At 44.9% G+C, this 17,000-nt stretch carries 14 protein-coding genes; 11 read left to right on the forward strand and 3 right to left on the reverse strand.

The features are described 5' to 3' along the window. Window positions 1-158 precede the first annotated feature (158 nt). The 6 genes from D0C36_RS22580 to D0C36_RS22610 all read left to right on the forward strand — a co-directional run bounded on the left by D0C36_RS22580 (window position 159) and on the right by D0C36_RS22610 (window position 7,791). Window positions 159-2,165, forward strand: coding sequence for a tetratricopeptide repeat-containing sensor histidine kinase (locus D0C36_RS22580; RefSeq protein ID WP_117394003.1), 2,007 nt, complete (start codon window positions 159-161; stop codon window positions 2,163-2,165). A 119-nt stretch (window positions 2,166-2,284) separates the two neighbouring features. Continuing rightward, window positions 2,285-4,333 (forward strand): tetratricopeptide repeat-containing sensor histidine kinase, encoded by a 2,049-nt coding sequence (locus D0C36_RS22585; protein ID WP_117394004.1) that lies wholly within the window; start codon window positions 2,285-2,287, stop codon window positions 4,331-4,333. Window positions 4,334-4,822: 489 nt separating this feature from the next. Next, on the forward strand, window positions 4,823-5,419 hold the full coding sequence (locus D0C36_RS22595) for a LytR/AlgR family response regulator transcription factor (RefSeq protein WP_117394006.1): 597 nt from the start codon (window positions 4,823-4,825) through the stop codon (window positions 5,417-5,419). 122 nt (window positions 5,420-5,541) lie between these two features. Beyond that, entirely contained in the window at window positions 5,542-6,315 is a 774-nt protein-coding gene (locus tag D0C36_RS22600) for a DUF1223 domain-containing protein (protein ID WP_117394174.1), read from the forward strand. A 29-nt stretch (window positions 6,316-6,344) separates the two neighbouring features. After that, the gene (locus D0C36_RS22605; RefSeq protein ID WP_117394175.1) at window positions 6,345-7,136 is read left to right on the forward strand and encodes an alpha/beta hydrolase; all 792 of its coding nucleotides are present in this window, start codon (window positions 6,345-6,347) and stop codon (window positions 7,134-7,136) included. A 247-nt stretch (window positions 7,137-7,383) separates the two neighbouring features. Beyond that, a complete protein-coding gene (locus D0C36_RS22610) occupies window positions 7,384-7,791 on the forward strand; it encodes a hypothetical protein (RefSeq protein ID WP_117394007.1) in 408 nt (135 codons plus the stop codon). A gap of 167 nt (window positions 7,792-7,958) precedes the next feature. On the opposite strand, the gene D0C36_RS24900 is transcribed toward D0C36_RS22610, so the two are convergent. Beyond that, the gene (locus D0C36_RS24900) at window positions 7,959-8,087 is read right to left on the reverse strand and encodes a hypothetical protein (RefSeq protein WP_262512213.1); all 129 of its coding nucleotides are present in this window, start codon (window positions 8,085-8,087) and stop codon (window positions 7,959-7,961) included. A gap of 151 nt (window positions 8,088-8,238) precedes the next feature. On the opposite strand from D0C36_RS24900, the gene D0C36_RS22615 reads away from it, so the two are divergent. The 4 genes from D0C36_RS22615 (at window position 8,239) to D0C36_RS22630 (ending at window position 14,850) form a co-directional block, all read left to right on the forward strand. Then, the gene (locus D0C36_RS22615; RefSeq protein ID WP_117394008.1) at window positions 8,239-9,072 is read left to right on the forward strand and encodes a sensor histidine kinase; all 834 of its coding nucleotides are present in this window, start codon (window positions 8,239-8,241) and stop codon (window positions 9,070-9,072) included. Between the two features lie 11 nt (window positions 9,073-9,083). Next, window positions 9,084-9,662: a hypothetical protein gene (locus tag D0C36_RS22620; protein WP_117394009.1), complete on the forward strand. Its 579-nt coding sequence runs from the start codon at window positions 9,084-9,086 to the stop codon at window positions 9,660-9,662. Window positions 9,663-10,013: 351 nt separating this feature from the next. Then, complete coding sequence (locus D0C36_RS22625; protein ID WP_117394010.1) at window positions 10,014-11,660, forward strand: sodium:solute symporter family transporter; 1,647 nt, start codon at window positions 10,014-10,016, stop codon at window positions 11,658-11,660. Window positions 11,661-11,841: 181 nt separating this feature from the next. Then, entirely contained in the window at window positions 11,842-14,850 is a 3,009-nt protein-coding gene (locus tag D0C36_RS22630; protein WP_117394011.1) for a lantibiotic dehydratase, read from the forward strand. Here D0C36_RS22630 and D0C36_RS22635 read toward each other — a convergent pair. Both D0C36_RS22635 and D0C36_RS22640 read right to left on the reverse strand, forming a co-directional pair. After that, window positions 14,845-15,579 carry a LytR/AlgR family response regulator transcription factor gene (locus tag D0C36_RS22635; RefSeq protein WP_117394012.1) on the reverse strand — a complete coding sequence of 245 codons (735 nt, stop codon included), beginning with the start codon at window positions 15,577-15,579 and terminating at the stop codon, window positions 14,845-14,847. The genes D0C36_RS22630 and D0C36_RS22635 overlap by 6 nt on opposite strands. Beyond that, window positions 15,576-16,634, reverse strand: coding sequence for a sensor histidine kinase (locus D0C36_RS22640; protein WP_158557181.1), 1,059 nt, complete (start codon window positions 16,632-16,634; stop codon window positions 15,576-15,578). Before D0C36_RS22640 ends, D0C36_RS22635 begins: the two co-directional genes overlap by 4 nt. 129 nt (window positions 16,635-16,763) lie before the next feature. Here D0C36_RS22640 and D0C36_RS24635 point away from each other — a divergent pair, with 129 nt between their 5' ends. Then, on the forward strand, window positions 16,764-16,934 hold the full coding sequence (locus D0C36_RS24635; RefSeq protein ID WP_158557182.1) for a hypothetical protein: 171 nt from the start codon (window positions 16,764-16,766) through the stop codon (window positions 16,932-16,934). Window positions 16,935-17,000: the final 66 nt, after the last annotated feature.

Here is a 17,000-nt window from a genome sequence, read left to right on the forward strand (position 1 = left end):
GATATCAATTCCTCAACCCTCAAATCCAGAATGGTCAAACTCGGCATTTCAAAACAGTTCGGCTGATCAGCCATCATGAGAAATAGATTTCTATCATTCAAAACAGTGTGCAGGGCGGGCGCTGCACGATTCCACAAACCGTCTAGGAAAGGACCGTCATGAAAAAGTGTATCGTTTTTTTTTTGTTCCTGATGATCTTTCGGCCGGTTTCTGCACAGCCCATCTCGACCATCACGCGGCAAATTCTGCGCATTGACTCCGCTTATCAAAAAAAACCGGCACTAAGAACTGAACCCCTGCTTAAGCCGCTGGTTTTACAAAGCCGCCTGTTAAACGACATAAAAAGCGAATTCTGGGCCTGGTTCTACATGGCGAAAGATATCGAGGTGACGCCTGAAACGAACTCCTATCGTTTGCATTGTTATGAGCAGGCACTGAAACTCATCAAAAAAACAGGTGACGTGCAAACAGAGTTGGATGTTATCCGGAAAATGGCAGACATACATATCCAGCAACAATATTTCGTCACCGCCGAAAACGAGCTGCTTGGGATCATTAAAAACAAACAGGCATCCCACCAGAATTTGATCTTCGCTACGGACCTGCTTTCCGCCCTGTACAGTTTTACAGGAAACTATGATAAAGCGCTATATTACGGGCTGACTACGGTGAAAAGCATGCGCACCGAAGATATGCCGTATGCACTGACATTTTATGACCGGCTTGCCGTGATCTACATTGACCTGGATAACCCGCATGAAAGCTATAAATGGTCTAAAAAAGCTTACGAAGCCGCCATAAAAATTAAAGACAGATCACTGATGTCCATCGTTCGAACGACGGTGATCATCAATTTGATCGACATGGGGAAAGCCAATGCGGCGCTTGACCTTGTTAAAAAGGACCACAAAAAGTACCCTCCGTCTGATCTGAGCACATTGCGCGACCTTTTATCACAATATGCCAGGTGTTACGACGCGCTGAACCAAAAAAAAATAGCCGAAGCAAAACTTCTCCTAATGATCGATCTCGTCAGGCGAAACAAGAACAAATTCTCAATCCAGGAAAAAGCGGTAAGCTTTCACCAAACCGGTAACTATTATCTTCAGAATGGGAAACCCGCCGTTGCAAAATCATTTTTCCTGGAAGCTTTGAGCGGATACAAGCTTGCCGGATATGAAAACGATAAGAAAAATATCTTTATGTTGCTTTATAAGGCAGACTCCTCAATGCAAAATTTCGGCACCGCGATCACCTGGCTTCAGCAAAATACCCGGATCAAAGATTCCATTTTTAACGCAAGAAAGAACAAGCAGATCGAAGAACTGCAGATCGCCTATAATACCGAGCAAAAGGATAAAAACATCAACGATCTTAAAAATGCTGCAAAGGTACAGAAGCTTAACCTGAAACAGGCGGAACAGACTAGAAACTGGATCATCGGCGGCTCACTGATGTTGCTGGTGATCGCAGCCCTTTTATACCGCCAGGCAAAGGTGACCCGGAAGACCAATGGTTTGATATCCCGGAAGAACGGGATGCTTGAACAGTTGGTCATCGAAAAAGAATGGCTCCTCAAAGAGGTTCACCACCGTGTGAAAAATAATCTGCATACGGTCATCTGTCTTCTGGAATCGCAGGCCAAATATCTTGCGAACGATGCATTAAAGGCAATAGAGAACAGTCAAAACAGGATCTACGCGATGTCCCTTATCCACCAGAAACTCTATCGTTCTGAAAATATCAAGACCATCCATATGGACGAATACATTCCAGAACTGGTCGCAAACCTCAGAACCAGCTTTGGTATCAATGGCCTGATCGGCTTTGTGTTTAATTTAGACCCCATCACGCTCAGTATCACCTACGCGATCCCAATTGGATTGATCATTAATGAAGCCGTTACGAACTCTATCAAATATGCTTTCCCCGAAGCGAAAAAGGGAAAAATCACGATTTCATTGATAAGAGAAAACCATCAGCTTCAACTGATCATTGCGGACAACGGGACAGGACTCTTAGAAAACCCGATGGATAAACAGTACCAGTCCTTAGGGATAGAGCTTATGAAGGGACTGGTGGCCGAGATCAATGGAGATATCAAGTTTGATTCGGATCCGGGTCTGCAGATTACGATCATTTTTAAACCTTCAGATCCCGTTTAATTGCACCTTAAACGTAACAGACAGTGAACGGGATCCACTGATATTTATTGAGTTGGAATAAAGTTCCTCGTCAATTAAAAAATTGCATTTGAACAAAGATAAAAGTCTAAAAAGCCACGATGAATACTGTCAGAACAATCCTTTCCTGCTTTCTGCTCCTGGCCGGCACCGGATTGGTACAGGGCCAGGATTGGGGACCTGTATTCAATCAAATACTTGCAGCGGATTCAATCTGCAGGACCGATCCGCGAAAAGATCCCAAACCACTGTTTCTGCCGATCATAAAAAAGTGCCAGTCTGATAAAAATATTGAAGATGAAGGATATGCATGGCAATATCTGGCTGCAAATATTAAAAATGTGACGCAGGCTCTGGCCTTCAAAGCATACTGTTTACAAAACGCGCTGCAAATCAAGAAACGGTTGAAGGATCAGCAGTCCGAATATAATGTCCTGCGCAATATCGCGGACATTCACCTGCAGCAGGATAAGCTTGTGCAGGCAGAGAGTGAACTTCTGCAGATCACCCGACCTGGATCCAATGCCTCACATGATAACCTGATGTACAGCTGCGATCTGCTGGCTGCGGTTTATATAGAGAAGGGCAGCTATCAAAAGGCCCTGGAATACAGTTTAAGATCGTTGAAAATGATGAAAACACCTGCAGATTCAGCGAATATCATCACGTTTCATGGTCGACTGAGCGGTATCTGCATGGTCCTTGGAAATGTATCTGAATCGCTTTCCTGGTCAAGAAAAACGCTAAGTTACTGTTTGAGTAAAAAAAAATACAGCTGCGTGCCACAGATCAGGGGTACGATCGTCACGGGTATGATCGCCCAGCGCAATGCGGGCCAGGCCTTAAAATTTTTAAAAGAACACAGTTCAATGGGTAAATTTAAGATCCCTGATGATCAAAGATTACTGAACAGGCAACTGGGTGATTGTTATTCCGCATTGCATAAAACTGATAAAGCGGAAGGTGCATATGAAAAAATGTTATGGCTGATCAGGCATCAAAACGATTTTTTTCCGGAATATGAGGTGGGTTACAGTTATTACCGTATCGGGCAATTTTATATGGACACCCAACGTCCCCAAAAAGCAAAAATATATCTGTTGTCTGCGCTGAGTTATTTTGGCGTAAGTTCCACTACCCGGTACAGGCAAGCAGTATATGCCCTGCTATTCAAAGCGGATTCAACCGCGGGTAATTTCAAGAGTGCGCTGAAATACTATCGTCTCAGCAAGGTGATGCTGGACTCGGTGGTCAATACCGATAAAAACAGAAAGATCGAGGAACTGCTGATCGCTTTTCACAATGAGCAAAAGGAAAAAAACATCAAGCAGCTAAAGAATGAAGCCGCGGTAGAGCGACTTAGGCTTAAAAATGCCGGCTATACCCGCGTCTGGGTCGCTTTTGGCTGTGGCTTGTTGCTCCTGACCATAGGCATGCTGATCAAACATTCCAGATCCGTCATGAAAGCAAACATCCTTTTAAAGATGAAGAAACAATCATTGGCCATATCGCTCCACGAAAAAGAATGGCTGTTGAAGGAAGTTCATGACCGGGTAAAGAATAATCTCCAAACCATTATCAGCCTGTTCGAATCGCAGGCGAAATATCTTTCAGACGAAGCACTGACGGCCATCGAGGTCAGCCAGCAGAGGATCTACGCCATGTCTCTCATACATCATCAACTTTACCGCTCGGATGATATCCGCTCGATCGATCTGGCGCTGTACATACCCATTCTGGCTGAAAATCTTATCAGAAGCTTCGGTGTATCGGGACGCATCTTTCCTGAGTTCATGATCAGCAAGGTGGATATCGATATTTCGGAAGCCATTCCGATCTGTCTGATCATTAACGAAGCAATGACGAACGCGATCAAACATGCATTCACGGAGCAACGACAGGGCAAGATCAGCATTCTGCTTGAAAAAAACGATGGAAAGATCATTATCGTGATAGCCGACAATGGGATCGGGTTATGTTTACCGGACAATGCTGCGCGGTCATCTTCATTAGGCATTGAACTGATGAGAGGTCTTTGTGCGGACATTAATGGGAAATTGCTTTTTGAAATAAGTGGCGGCACCAGAATCACGATCAGTTTTGAGAGCGTTAAATCAAGCGCCGGTAAACAGCCTGCCGAACCGCTTTAAAAACCCGAGCGGAGGAAACGCTATTTTCCGTTCTATCATTAAATTTCAATCATGATCTTTCAAAATCATGATATCCCATGGTTGAAAATTTTGAAAAATATTCCAAAATACTGATAAACAGGCAATTGAACTCTCGGCACAGCCTTTGTAAATAGCATTAACGGTAGCGAAGCTGCATTTCACTACCATTAGCAAGCTTACCATGGAAAATGTCTTTATTCTAACGCACAGCGTGATGCTGATCTGCGCCGCAATTATTTTCGTCGCCGCAACGCAGACTGAGAATCATTTTTTTTGGATCAATCGGCGGCTAAGGGGTTCGGTACGGAAAACGCGCTCACTGGTAAGACAATTAAGAATAGACGAGCCTGAACTACCGATCAAGTGGGACCTGAATTTGCACGAGCTCGACAAATTAGCACGAACAAAACATATACAATCATAAACAAACCTATCTGCCACTTAAAACCCACGATTAAAATAAAGAATATGAGTAACCTATTTGAAAACCTCAGCATACTGGATCTGCAGGGATCCGGATTCGGTCAGGAAATGATATTTGTGAAAGATCATCTTTTGTATATTCCCGGAATGAATGCGGTCCGGCCGAAAGACGTGAAGACAGCAGAATCGCTATTGTTCAAACGCCTGATATCACAGGAATGGCCGGCGATCTTGACACCTAACTACCCGGAACGCGAAGAAGATGTCAAACCGAAGGCGGAGGCCGCCAAACCGGTTACAGCAAAAACAAGTTTCCTGGTTTTTAAACATCAAAAGTACACTACCGTACAAACCGAAAATATCGCTTATTTCTATGTTCGAAATGACTCCGTATCGCTGATGGGTTTTGACCAGGAGGAATATACACTGAACCAATCGCTTGACCAGATCACTAACTCGGTATCGGACAGTCAGTTTTTCAGGGTCAACCGGAAATACCTGATCAATTTCAAGGCGATAAAAGAAGTCGAGCATTACTTCATGCGCAAGCTCTTCGTTAAACTGACCGTTGAAACCCCGGATAAGCTTTTGATACATAAAGAAAAGACCAATATTTTTCTTTCCTGGATGAGTGATCGCTAACCCAGGATTGTTCAGACCGGCAAATTACGGCTTGGCCGTAAAAAATGTCTGGTTCGGGCTAAAACAGGTCGTGACCCGGCAAGCTGAAAACTACTTTTGAATCAAACAAATAAATGATTCTTATGAAAACGATAAAAATTTCAGCTATAAGCGCGTTGATCGCATTGGTCATTATCGGCGCGACCCTTGTCAACAAAAGTTTTGCCTCCAAGAAAACGGAGGATTTGGCAGGTGACGGATTTGCGGTGCTTGAACTTTTCACATCGGAAGGATGTTCCAGTTGCCCGCCTGCCGATGAATTGCTTGCTAGGATCCAAAGCGAAGCAGGTGAAAAACCTGTATATGTCCTTTCCTACCATGTCGATTATTGGGATCGTCAGGGATGGAGGGACGTATTCAGCAATCCGTTATTCAGCAAAAGGCAGTACAGATACGGTAAACAGTTCACCGGCCAGGTTTATACGCCGCAAGTGATCGTAAATGGGAAAGCTGAATTCGTAGGTTCTGACGAGAAAGCTTCCAGGGAAGCGCTATCTGCAGCCTTAAGCGGAAAACCTTCGACGGCACTTTTGCTGAAAGGACAGGAAACCTCCGGAAAGCTGAAGATAGACTATGCTTTTCGCGGCGATGCAAAAAACGACCAGTTACTGATCGCCGTAGTCGAGAAACATGCGATCAGCAAAGTTGCTTCAGGAGAGAACGCAGGCCGGACTTTAACCCATTCGCAGATCGTTCGCGATCTGTATACCATTGATCCCGAGCGAAGCGGCAATGGTACAAAAGAGATCAGCCTGCCGAAAGGGTTTGACACGCAAAAATGGGAGATCGTCGGCTTCATGCAAGACCGCGAGACCGGTGTGATACATGCTGCCGCAAGAACTCAGTTCAACAATTAATTCAATTTATCAATCAACCATACATGTTTATGAAAACTAAAGTCAACTACATCAGCAGGACGAAATTACTGCTCTTTTCCGCCCTTTTATTAACCACTCAATTATTCACGGGCGTTTCGAAAGTCATGGCACAAAAAGCACCGATCAAAAACATCGTACTTGTACATGGTGCGTTCGCGGATGGGTCGGGTTGGAAAGCAGTATACGATATCCTTATCAAAAAAGGTTATCATGTCAGCATCGTACAAAACCCGCTGACCTCACTGAACGCAGATGTTACTGCAACCAATAGTGTTCTCAATGCTCAGGACGGACCTTCTGTGCTGGTCGGACACTCCTGGGGCGGTACGGTGATCACCCAGGCCGGCGTTAATCCAAAGGTGGCGGCATTGGTTTACGTGGCTGCTTTCGCACCAGATGCCGGTGAGAATACAGCCAAATGGGTGGGTGCAGCCCCTCCGGCCCCGGAAGCCGGCTTTACAGACCCTGATCAATTTGGCTTTGTCTATTTTGTTCCCGCCAAGTTCCATAGTGGCTTTGCAGCGGACGTACCGAAAGCGCAGAGTGACTTTATGCAGGCGTCTCAGGCACCCATTATCGGCGCCTGTTTTGCAGAACCTGTAACAGAAGTGGCATGGAAAACAAAACCAAGCTATGGGATTGTTGCTACAGAGGATAAAGCCATTAATCCCGGCGTTGAAAAACAGATGTACATCCGGGCCAAAGCGAAGATCACCGAGATCAAAGGTTCGCACGTTGTGTTCATCTCCCAACCGGAAGCAGTTGCGAAAGTGATCATTGCAGCCGCAAACAACCAATAATCAATCAATGGCTTTGCGCCCTTGCGCAAAGCCATTTTAATTTTCTTAAACAAAAGTCATGCACAAGATAAAGTTAAAGGTTACTACTTTTTTCATTAGCCTCGCTACCTTATTTACCATTTCAGAAAGCCGGTTCGAAAGGGATCCCCAATCTTGCGGCATGGCGCTATCCTGGCAAAAAAAGAAAAAAGATGTTCCTTCAGATGAAGAAGACTAAATCACTCTTGCCATCACATTTTGTTAAACCATGAAAAAACTGATCTTTCTCTTAACCCTAATATTCATCATTCCCGCGAAGATAAAAGCACAGTCCGCCGGGCCGCAGGAGTTACATTGCACTGAGCAAACGTTCACTTTAATATCGGCATCGTCAGGTCTGCTGACATTCGGAGCGGGTAAGGGATGGAAACCGGTTCCGGAAAATTTTAGGCATCTTCAACAAGCTGTTAACGAGACCCGTATTCCACTTAGCCTGACGGCATTGGTGTTAAGAGGAACCGAAGACTTTCCGGGCAGGATCGATAAGCCTTTCACTTACAACCTCCTTACATCCTTTAAAAAACAAACACCCGGAGCACCACACATTTTCGAAATAACCAAACAGTTTCAATCAACGATCCAGCATTTTTTTGTCCCCCTTTTTCAAAGCAAATAGCCGAACCTACCCGCTAGGGCGGTTGGGCCAATATCCCCTTTGAGGCACCCTATTCAACCTTCATCTCCCCTTGGCTTATCTGAGTGCAGTAAAACCGAAAAGCATTCAGGAAAGCTCTTCCTATTACATCAAGGATAAGATGAGCACCCTGGTTCCGGCAGTCCATCTTATTTCAAAACCTTTCCAATTGTAATAGTGACCGCGGTGATGCAGCCCATAGCCTTTGCTTCGTCCGGCAATTGACCGCGCTCACTTAAATCGTTCAGAATATTCGCGGCAAAAAATGCCGAATTCATCGGTTAAACAGTCCGTTTCAGCCTTTTATTGATTGGGAAGGCATTGAGATGATGATATTTTTAGACCAGAGTCACTCGAAAAGAAGGCGGGTAGACCGGTCCGATCTGTGATGGCGGTAACAGGCTTGTTAGTTTATAAAGCAAAATATTTATGAAAAACTCAGACCCGATTAGCAAGTATTTTCATTCGAAAGACACCACAGGCGCGCAGCAGCCTGCCGGCGATACATGGGCAACTGGTAATACTGAGAGCCGGGGAAATGGCGATCTTATGGCATTGATGGGCCACGAACTGAGATCTCCGCTTTCTGTGATCAGGCTCTATGTTCAGATGGCTAAAGCAGCGGCGCGATGTAAGCTGGACACTGATACAATGGGTTTACTGGAAAAAGTTGACAATCAGGTCACCATCATGACCTCAACAATAGAGAATGTTATGGACATGTCACAGATCGTCTCCGGCAAGATCGTGTTGCGCAAGGAATGTTTTGACCTTTCTATCATGATACATGAGCTGTTTAAGGAACATTTCTCCGGGGACAATAAACATGAATGGTCACTTGAAACAGAAGATAGCCTATACGTCTATGCGGACAGGGCCAAGATTGGCCAGGTGATCTATAACCTGCTATCCAATGCTGTCAAGTATTCCCCAACCGACAGCCTCATCAGGATTTTATGCCAGCGAAATGAGCAGGCAATTATTGTTTCGGTGATCGATCAGGGCATCGGAATAGCAACAGACGACCAGAAACTGCTGTTTAATAAATTTTTCCGCGCCGACTGTGAAAAGGTAAACAGCCAGAAAGGATTCGGGATCGGTCTTTTCCTGGTTAAAGAGATCATTTGCCAGCACGATGGGATGGTCTGGGTTCAAAGCAAAAAAGAATGCGGGGCAGCGTTCTCCTTTTCCCTGGCACAAAGTTCAGGCATTGAAAACCCGGCAAATATTTTCAAAAGTAATTCAAAACATTTATCCATATAAACGCAATAGATATGAAAACTCATTTCAAATTAGCGGTCGCTGCTATCATCTTAGCTAACAGCAGCCTTTCTGTAAAAGCGCAGACCGAAGCAAAAAGCGAATCGATCAAAGAGATCATCTATAGTGCAGGTGTAGAGTCCGGTCTAACCTCAGGCAGTATAAGGGAAGCCTACAAATGGAGCCTCGGCGGCTCGCTTCAGGCAGCCACCCCTGTTACCAGGAACATTTTTGTGACCGTCAATGCCGGTTACCAGAATTATTTTAAAGACGATAATGCCAGGTTTCCGGCAAAAGCTGATATTCGTCTTATTGCAGGAAAAGCAGGTCTCAAATATTTTCCCCTAAACAGTTTTTATGTTCAGGCAGAAGCCGGCGCGGATTTTCTGCTCAATAAATCTGAAACAGGGCTACAGCGCACCACCGCTTTCGTCTACGCTCCCCAGATGGGTTATCAATTCAAACTGAGCGGCATGAGTTACCTTGATACAGGTGTAAGATATGAACGCACGACCAACTTTAACGAAGATCTGAACAGCAGTAAGGTCAACTCGTATGTCTTGCGCCTTGCCTATGCATTTTTGCTCAAGTAACCCCGGTATGGTGATAAATAAGAAAAACATACCTGTCCATACCGTTCGTTATTAATTTATCAGATCTACAGCATTACCTTAAAAAAGGATCGGATATTGCTTCAGGTTCCGTTTTGCCGAAGACCAATGCGATGATTTCAGCAATAACAGCAATCCGGATTTGCGCTACAGGATGCTGGCAGCTTCAGTTAAATGAATGTTTTGCGACTACTGAAGGTCTTTAGTATATTTTCCTAATTTTCAAAACGCAAATTAAATTTGGTATCATTGGTGATACCAAAAACCTGCGGAATTATTAAAGTATTCCTGCTACTTTGACCAGCAACGTTTACAAAGACAAGTGAAGTCAGCATGATAAGTACTACAGACCTTTCAATTACCATCATATATTTAGTGGTAGTGTTAATGATCGGATTGTTTTCCGGAAGGTCAAAAAAAAAAGACTTTACAGCCAGTGCTAAAGATTATTTTCTGGCGGGAAAATCGCTAAAATGGCATACAATCGGCCTGGCGCTCTTTGCATCAAATATATCGTGCGTTCATTTAGTCAGCTTGGCTCAAAGTGGTTTTGATACAGGGTTACTTATTGGGAATTTCGAATGGATGGCAGGATTTACATTGATCATATTAGCCGTATTCTTTGTTCCTCTATATATCAAAAGCGGCGTGGTCACCCTGCCGGACTTTCTCGAACGCAGGTACGACCGCTCCTGCAGAAATTGGCTGACCGTTGTATCCATTGTATCTTCAGTTATCATTCACATATCTTTTCCATTGCTTGCAGGTGGTGTCGTCTTGCAATCCCTGTTCGGCATAAATTTATATGCCGGCGTAATATTCATGGGAGCAATTGCCGCGGTCTATACGGTCTCAGGCGGCTTAAGGTCGGTTGTTATTACAGAATCCCTCCAAACTGTTGTATTACTTACTGGCGCTGTCATTCTGACTGTCATCTCTTATCAAAAAATTGGTGGCTGGGATCATTTGGTTGAAATTCTGAGACAGAATAAATCGATTGACAAATTATCGATGATGCGTCCAAAAAATGATCCAGATGGCATTCCATGGTATTCTGTGTTGCTCGGTTATCCTGTTTTGGGCATCTGGTACTGGTGCGCAGACCAGACGATTGTCCAGCGTGTATTAGGTGCAAAAAATGAAGATCATGCAAAAGGAGGCGCTATTTTATGTGGGTTTCTGAAGATACTACCCGTTTTTTTGTTTGTTATGCCCGGACTTTTTGCATATGGTCTTGCCAAAACAGGCCAGCTCGACATTTCATCCATACGATCCGTCGCAGACGGTAAGGAAAGTCTGGACAGCAAAAGCATATATACACTTATGATCATTCAACTCGTTCCGAAGGGAATGTTGGGTATTATCGTATCTGCACTTGTTTCAGGGCTTATGGGTCAGGTTGCCGCTTCGCTGAATTCCATCTCCACAATGGTTAGCTATGACATTTACAGGCAAAATTATCCAAACTCAAGCGAAGTCAGTATGATTTACACCGGAAGACTCACGGCAATTGTGGCTTTTTGTATTGCTGTCAGTCTACTACCGCTTTTAAATTCTTATGACAGCATTGCTAACGGCATAAATGATATCATCGCACATATAGCGCCGCCTATAACGTGTGTTTTTGTCCTGGGTGCTTTTTGGAAGAAGGCTTCCGCGGTTTCAGCCAGGTATACTTTGTACGCCGGATCGTTGGCAGGTTTACTCGTTTATTGTTACAGGAAACTGATCCCTGATTCAATTATAGGATCCGCGCCATTCATGATGGTTGCATTTTACCTATTTTTAACTTGCATTCTCCTGCAGGTGGTGATTGTATTGGCATACTCAAAAGGGTCAGGTGAATCTGTTAGTGAATTATGCTGGACCTCATGGGGTGAACCATTTACGAGATCAGGCTGGAAAGGAATGGCGAGTTACAAATTGCTCTCATCAGCATTATTGGCCGTGTTGATCATTCTTTTTATGCTCTTCCGATGAGGATGAGCAGGGTATCAATTCTGGCCCCAGGACTAACTTTTAATAACGAGTAACATGGAATTACTAAAAAAAACTCCGAGTTTTGTACATCGCGTTAGCTAAACTAATTTTGAAAGGTCTTGCTGCGATAAGTTGACCGACATGCTGTACCATAGACTGGGGAGTTTAATGTATAGCAACCATGGATCAATTTATTCCCTATCAATTTGCCGATCATGTATTGGCGAGAAGCCCGCTATTTAATGCTGAAGACTACCGTAAAGGAGAACAGTTCTTTCTGGACCTGCCATTTTTCAGAGCCGCGCTGTATATTGCAAGTCCCGGCCTCTACCTAACGATTAGTAAGTCAGGTTTTAACTATGATCAACTTTCGAAAAAAGGAAAGCACACCGTTTCCAAATACATCAACAGGGCTTGCTTCCGGGCCGTTCCTTTTGGACTTTTTTCTTCTGTGAGGCTTTTGCGCTGGGGCGTACCGACTGCGAACCCCGCTGCAGAATCTGAACTTAAGCTGGTCATCTGTCCGGATGAACGACTCCGCGTATTGGCGAAGTATTTTGACCCTGAAAGCAGGTCATATGAAATTAATCCTACCTGGTACGAGACGGGCGACGAGATTCGATTTATCCGGACTGTCATTGATGAGGGGAAGCAAATAAGAGAATATTACCTTGAATCGATACCGAACTCCGATGTGATCAATGACCTTATCGCAGGAATTACCGACCCGGCAAAAGAAGCGGTCATCATTGACCTTATCGCAAGGTCAGCTACCTGTACAAGGCAGGAAGCAAAAGATTTCTTCCTTTTCCTGACCGAAGCTCAGGTACTTGTTGCTTTTGACCGTCCGGCCATAGTGGGACAACCAAAAGCATGGCACAGCGAAATTAAAATTCCACTAGAAGAGATACGGCAAATCCAGCCCCAAACTGACATGAGCGATACCGTGCGATCTTTGAATGAGTATCTCAATCGCGAGGCAGGTTTTAACCTCCTTTCCCCGGAAAATCTTTTGCAGGTCACCGCCATCGAAAATGCAGCCGGTAACGCATTGGATACCAAGCTTCGATCAGCTCTTAATGACGGGTTATTTTGCCTAAGCCACCTTTGTACATCTGTATATCCCGTTACTTTAGAAGTGTTCAGAAAAGATTTTGACGAATTCTTTGAAGGGCAAACCGTAAGTTTGATGAAGGCCCTGGACCCTGAATTCGGGATTGGTTATGGAGGGGAAACAACTTCCGGATCAAACCCGCTATTGGAAACCCTTGATATATCCGTCAAACCGAAAGATACGGGCGATCCAGTTGAATGGACGAAGGTGAAACAATTGCTGCTGAACAAATGGAAAAATGGCAATGGGGCAGGAAAAATCATCGAGATCCTGCCGGAAGATCTGGATCTGCACGACAGACTGCCGGGAACCGCTTTCGGCATTAATATTCTTTTCAGAACCATAGAGGACAAGGTTTACCTCGAAAGTGCGGGCGGCGTCAATCCCTTATCCCTCATCGGCAGGTTCACCGCGTCTGATCGCGAAATTAGTTCAGCAGCAAAATCGATTGCGGCAATGCAGGAAAAGTCAGCGCCTGATGTTATCTTTGCAGAGATCCTGCATCTGAGCGATCCTCATATCGACAATATCAACCGGCGTGACCATACCTGGCATTATGAGCTGCCTGTAACTTCGCCATCCCGCCTCCCGCGTAACCGACAGATACAATTAAGTGAGCTTTCCGTTCGCACTGAGGGTGGCCGCGTGATCCTTTGGTCAGATAAACACCAGAAAATGGTCATCCCGAGATTGTCTACGGCCTATAACCATCAACTTAACAAACTGCCGCAATTCCGTTTCCTGGCAGACCTGGCCTATCAATACGGCCCGACTGATCTGACCCTTGACCTAACCGTACTTTTCCCGGGCTTAAACTATTACCCAAGGGTCCAATACAAAAATGCGATCCTACATTTGGCGACATGGGTGCTTTCCTCCGTTGAGATCGCGAAACTCTGTTCTTCGTCAGAGCAACAAATGTATGCCGGCATTTATGACAGCCCGTTTACCGAGAAAGATATTCCGATGATCTTTAGCCTGATCGAAGGAGACCGCCAACTTGTATTTGACCGTAGCAGGGTTGCTGATACTACCCTGTTTCTGCAATGTATCAGGGGCAAGCGCCAGGCCATTCTAAAGGAATACTTGTTGACCGACAAGGTTGAAAAAGCCGACTGGCCGGTTTGCGGTTCTTATGTTAAGCAGTATAGTGCATTACTTTACCCCAAATCTATCCATCCCCCCATTTCAGTGAACGAAAAAACGGCCCCAACCGGCGCCCAGCAGCGTAAATTCATGCCCGGAACAGAATGGCTGTTTTTGAAGATCTATATGGGAAAATCCGGTGCAAATCAATTGCTGGTAAAGTTGGCTCCTCTGATCAACAGGCATTATTCCAATAGCCGTATCTCAAAATGGTTTTTCGTTCGCTACGAGGACCCGGCACAGCATATCAGGCTCCGGCTCAAAGTCTGTCCAAAAGATATCAGTGAGATCCTGATCGCTTTCCGTCAGGCGCTCGGAACAGACATTGACCGCCATCTGATCAGAGCATATCACGTCGATGTGTACACGCGTGAACTTGAGCGATATCCTGCGATGAGGTATGAACTCGTCGAGTCGCATTTCTGGGCCAGCAGCAAACTGGTCATCGCCAGCATAAAGGCATCACCAGTAGCCGGGCGGATCGCTCCGTACATTCTCGCAATACGAACCGTCAGGGACATGATCACTTTATTTATCCCTACAGCGGAACGGGCCAACTTCACTTTATCAAGTTATGAAACATTTCTTCCGGAATTTGAAGCAGAGCATATCAGGTATCAGTTGGACAAACAATACCGGACACTTGGTTATGAAATGCGGGAAGCTCTTCAGGCTAAAGAATTCTATAAGAAACACGGGCTTTCTACTGCATTTCAAAATTTCATGCGGAGTGTATCGGTCCTTCGGAGCCGATTTGCGGACGCGGAGAGCCTGTTCAGGTGGTCACTGCTCAGGAGCCTTATCCATATGCATCTCAACCGGATATTTACTTTTGATTCCCGCAAACAGGAGATGATAACCTATTATTTCCTGTATAAGACGATCATGGCCGACGAGGGTCGGGCGAAAAGGCAAAATACGCGTTCATGACGCGTGTTTTGCCTTGATGAGGTGACTGTCCATGATGTCCAGGAACCGCTTTTTATAAAAGTCGCCAAGAATGATTTCCGTCCCGTCGAGTAATTTCAGGCGGTTACGTTCGATAACCTTGACCTGATCTACGTTGACGATATAGGATCGGTGCACCCTGATAAAACCCGAAGCCGGTAAATGATGTTCGATCTCTTTCATCGTCAGGTAGGTCATGTGCTTTTCTTCCCGGGTATGGATGGTGATGTAATTCTGGGCGCCCTCAATGTACCATACATCGTCGTAGCAAAGTTTGACCATACGCCCTTTGATCTCGCTTTTGATATTGAAGAAATTGTCGTACCTGACGTCGCTCGCTTCGCCCATTTTAAGCTTCCTGCGTTTCACGCGTTGTATACATTTCAGGAACCGTTCATAACTTATCGGCTTCAGCAGGTAATCGAAGGCCTCCTTTTCAAAGGCCTGGATAGCATATTGCGGATAAGCGGTCGTAAAAACAACGCAGGTATATAAATTCACCATACCCGCCAGGTCCAGGCCGGTCAGCTTCCGCATATCCACGTCAATAAACGTGATCTCGGGTGCATCCGGACCCGTGATCGCATCCAGTGCCTTCACGGGATCCTGTTCTGCCCCGACAAGCTGTAGGCCGTCTGTCTTCTCTACATAGTCTTTCAATACCCTGATAGCATCGGACTCATCATCAATAATATAGCAACTGATCTTCATATCTTTAAATATATAGCGGCAGAAAAGATATCGCCAAGATCCGCGATCTCAAACCGATATCTATTTTCGTAAGCGTTATGCAACCTTTTTTCTAAATTTTTCAGCCCAAGGCCGGTACGAACAGATGGCAGGCTACTGCCTTTAGGATTAGAGGTTCGAAAGATAAGCTCATCATCCATCCTGATCAATTCAACCGTCGCGGGACAGGACTCTTCCCCGATATCGCCATGTTTGATCATATTTTCCACGAGTGTTACGAAAATGAGCGGAATGACCTTTATACCTGTCAGTTTTCCTTTCCGGCGGAAATTGAAAAATACCTGGTCGCCAAAACGCAGCCGGCATAACCTGATCAAATTCTCGACCTGTCTGATCTCATCACTGAGCGGTACTTGATCATGCGAGTCTCCACTGACCAATGAGTACCGCATCAATTCAGATAAGAGCATCACGCCCTCGCCTGCCCTTTCAGATTTATGATAGACATCGTTGTAAATAAAATTCAGCGTGTTAAATAGCAAATGGGGGCTGATCTGGTTCTTAAGAAAAGCATTTTCAACCGTGATGATCCGGTTCTCCAGTTCCAGATTCTCGGCTTTTGTCCTTAACTGCTCTGCTGTGATCCGGTGGTTCCTTTCGCGGAAATGTTCCATATAGATCATTGACCAGTATGCAATACTCAACCCGATAAAGTAAAGGCCGCGCCAGATACTGTAGGAAGAATACTGCTTGGTAAATTTAACCACGCCCGGGGTTCCTTCAATACCGGAAATCATATTGTCGAGCACATATTTTACGAACAGGTAAATCGTAAGTTCTAATATGATGAGGGCCGCACTATTCATGAACCTGAGTCTGGTCCGGAAAAAGGCAAAGTCAAGGATGACGTGTGCGTTAAAATAGAAAAGGCCGATATTTAGTAAATAAAAAACAACAAAGTGGATGACGGGGGCGCGGGTGCCCGAATTGATATGATAAAATGCCAGTTCATAGGTAATATACAGCGCCCAGAACACCACGTGCCTGAAAACCGCTGATTTTACCACCAAATCCATTTTATCCCTCATTATCCTATACCTTAATATTAAAATCCGCTTTCTGCATAGAGCAAAAGGCTCTCCGTCAAACAGAATCGTTCATCGCCCCATTCGTCAATAGCTTGGCTTAAAAAAAATCCCCAGGCTATGGAAACATCGACTTCAAAAAAACTCGTTAAACGAGTGAACACTGTTTGCGACTACAACATCGCACCGATCAAAACCGGCTCTTTCCCTACGGAAGGAACTGATCCGACGACGATTACAGCAACCACCATTATTACGACAATCAATACGCATGTCGGACGTAAAAGTTAACATTAAATTAAAAAATAAATTATTGATAACATAGCAAAACCGTAATCGAAGCGCTAAATGCGCACA

The sequence above is a fragment of the Mucilaginibacter conchicola genome, assembly GCF_003432115.1.
Lineage (GTDB): Bacteria > Bacteroidota > Bacteroidia > Sphingobacteriales > Sphingobacteriaceae > Mucilaginibacter > Mucilaginibacter conchicola.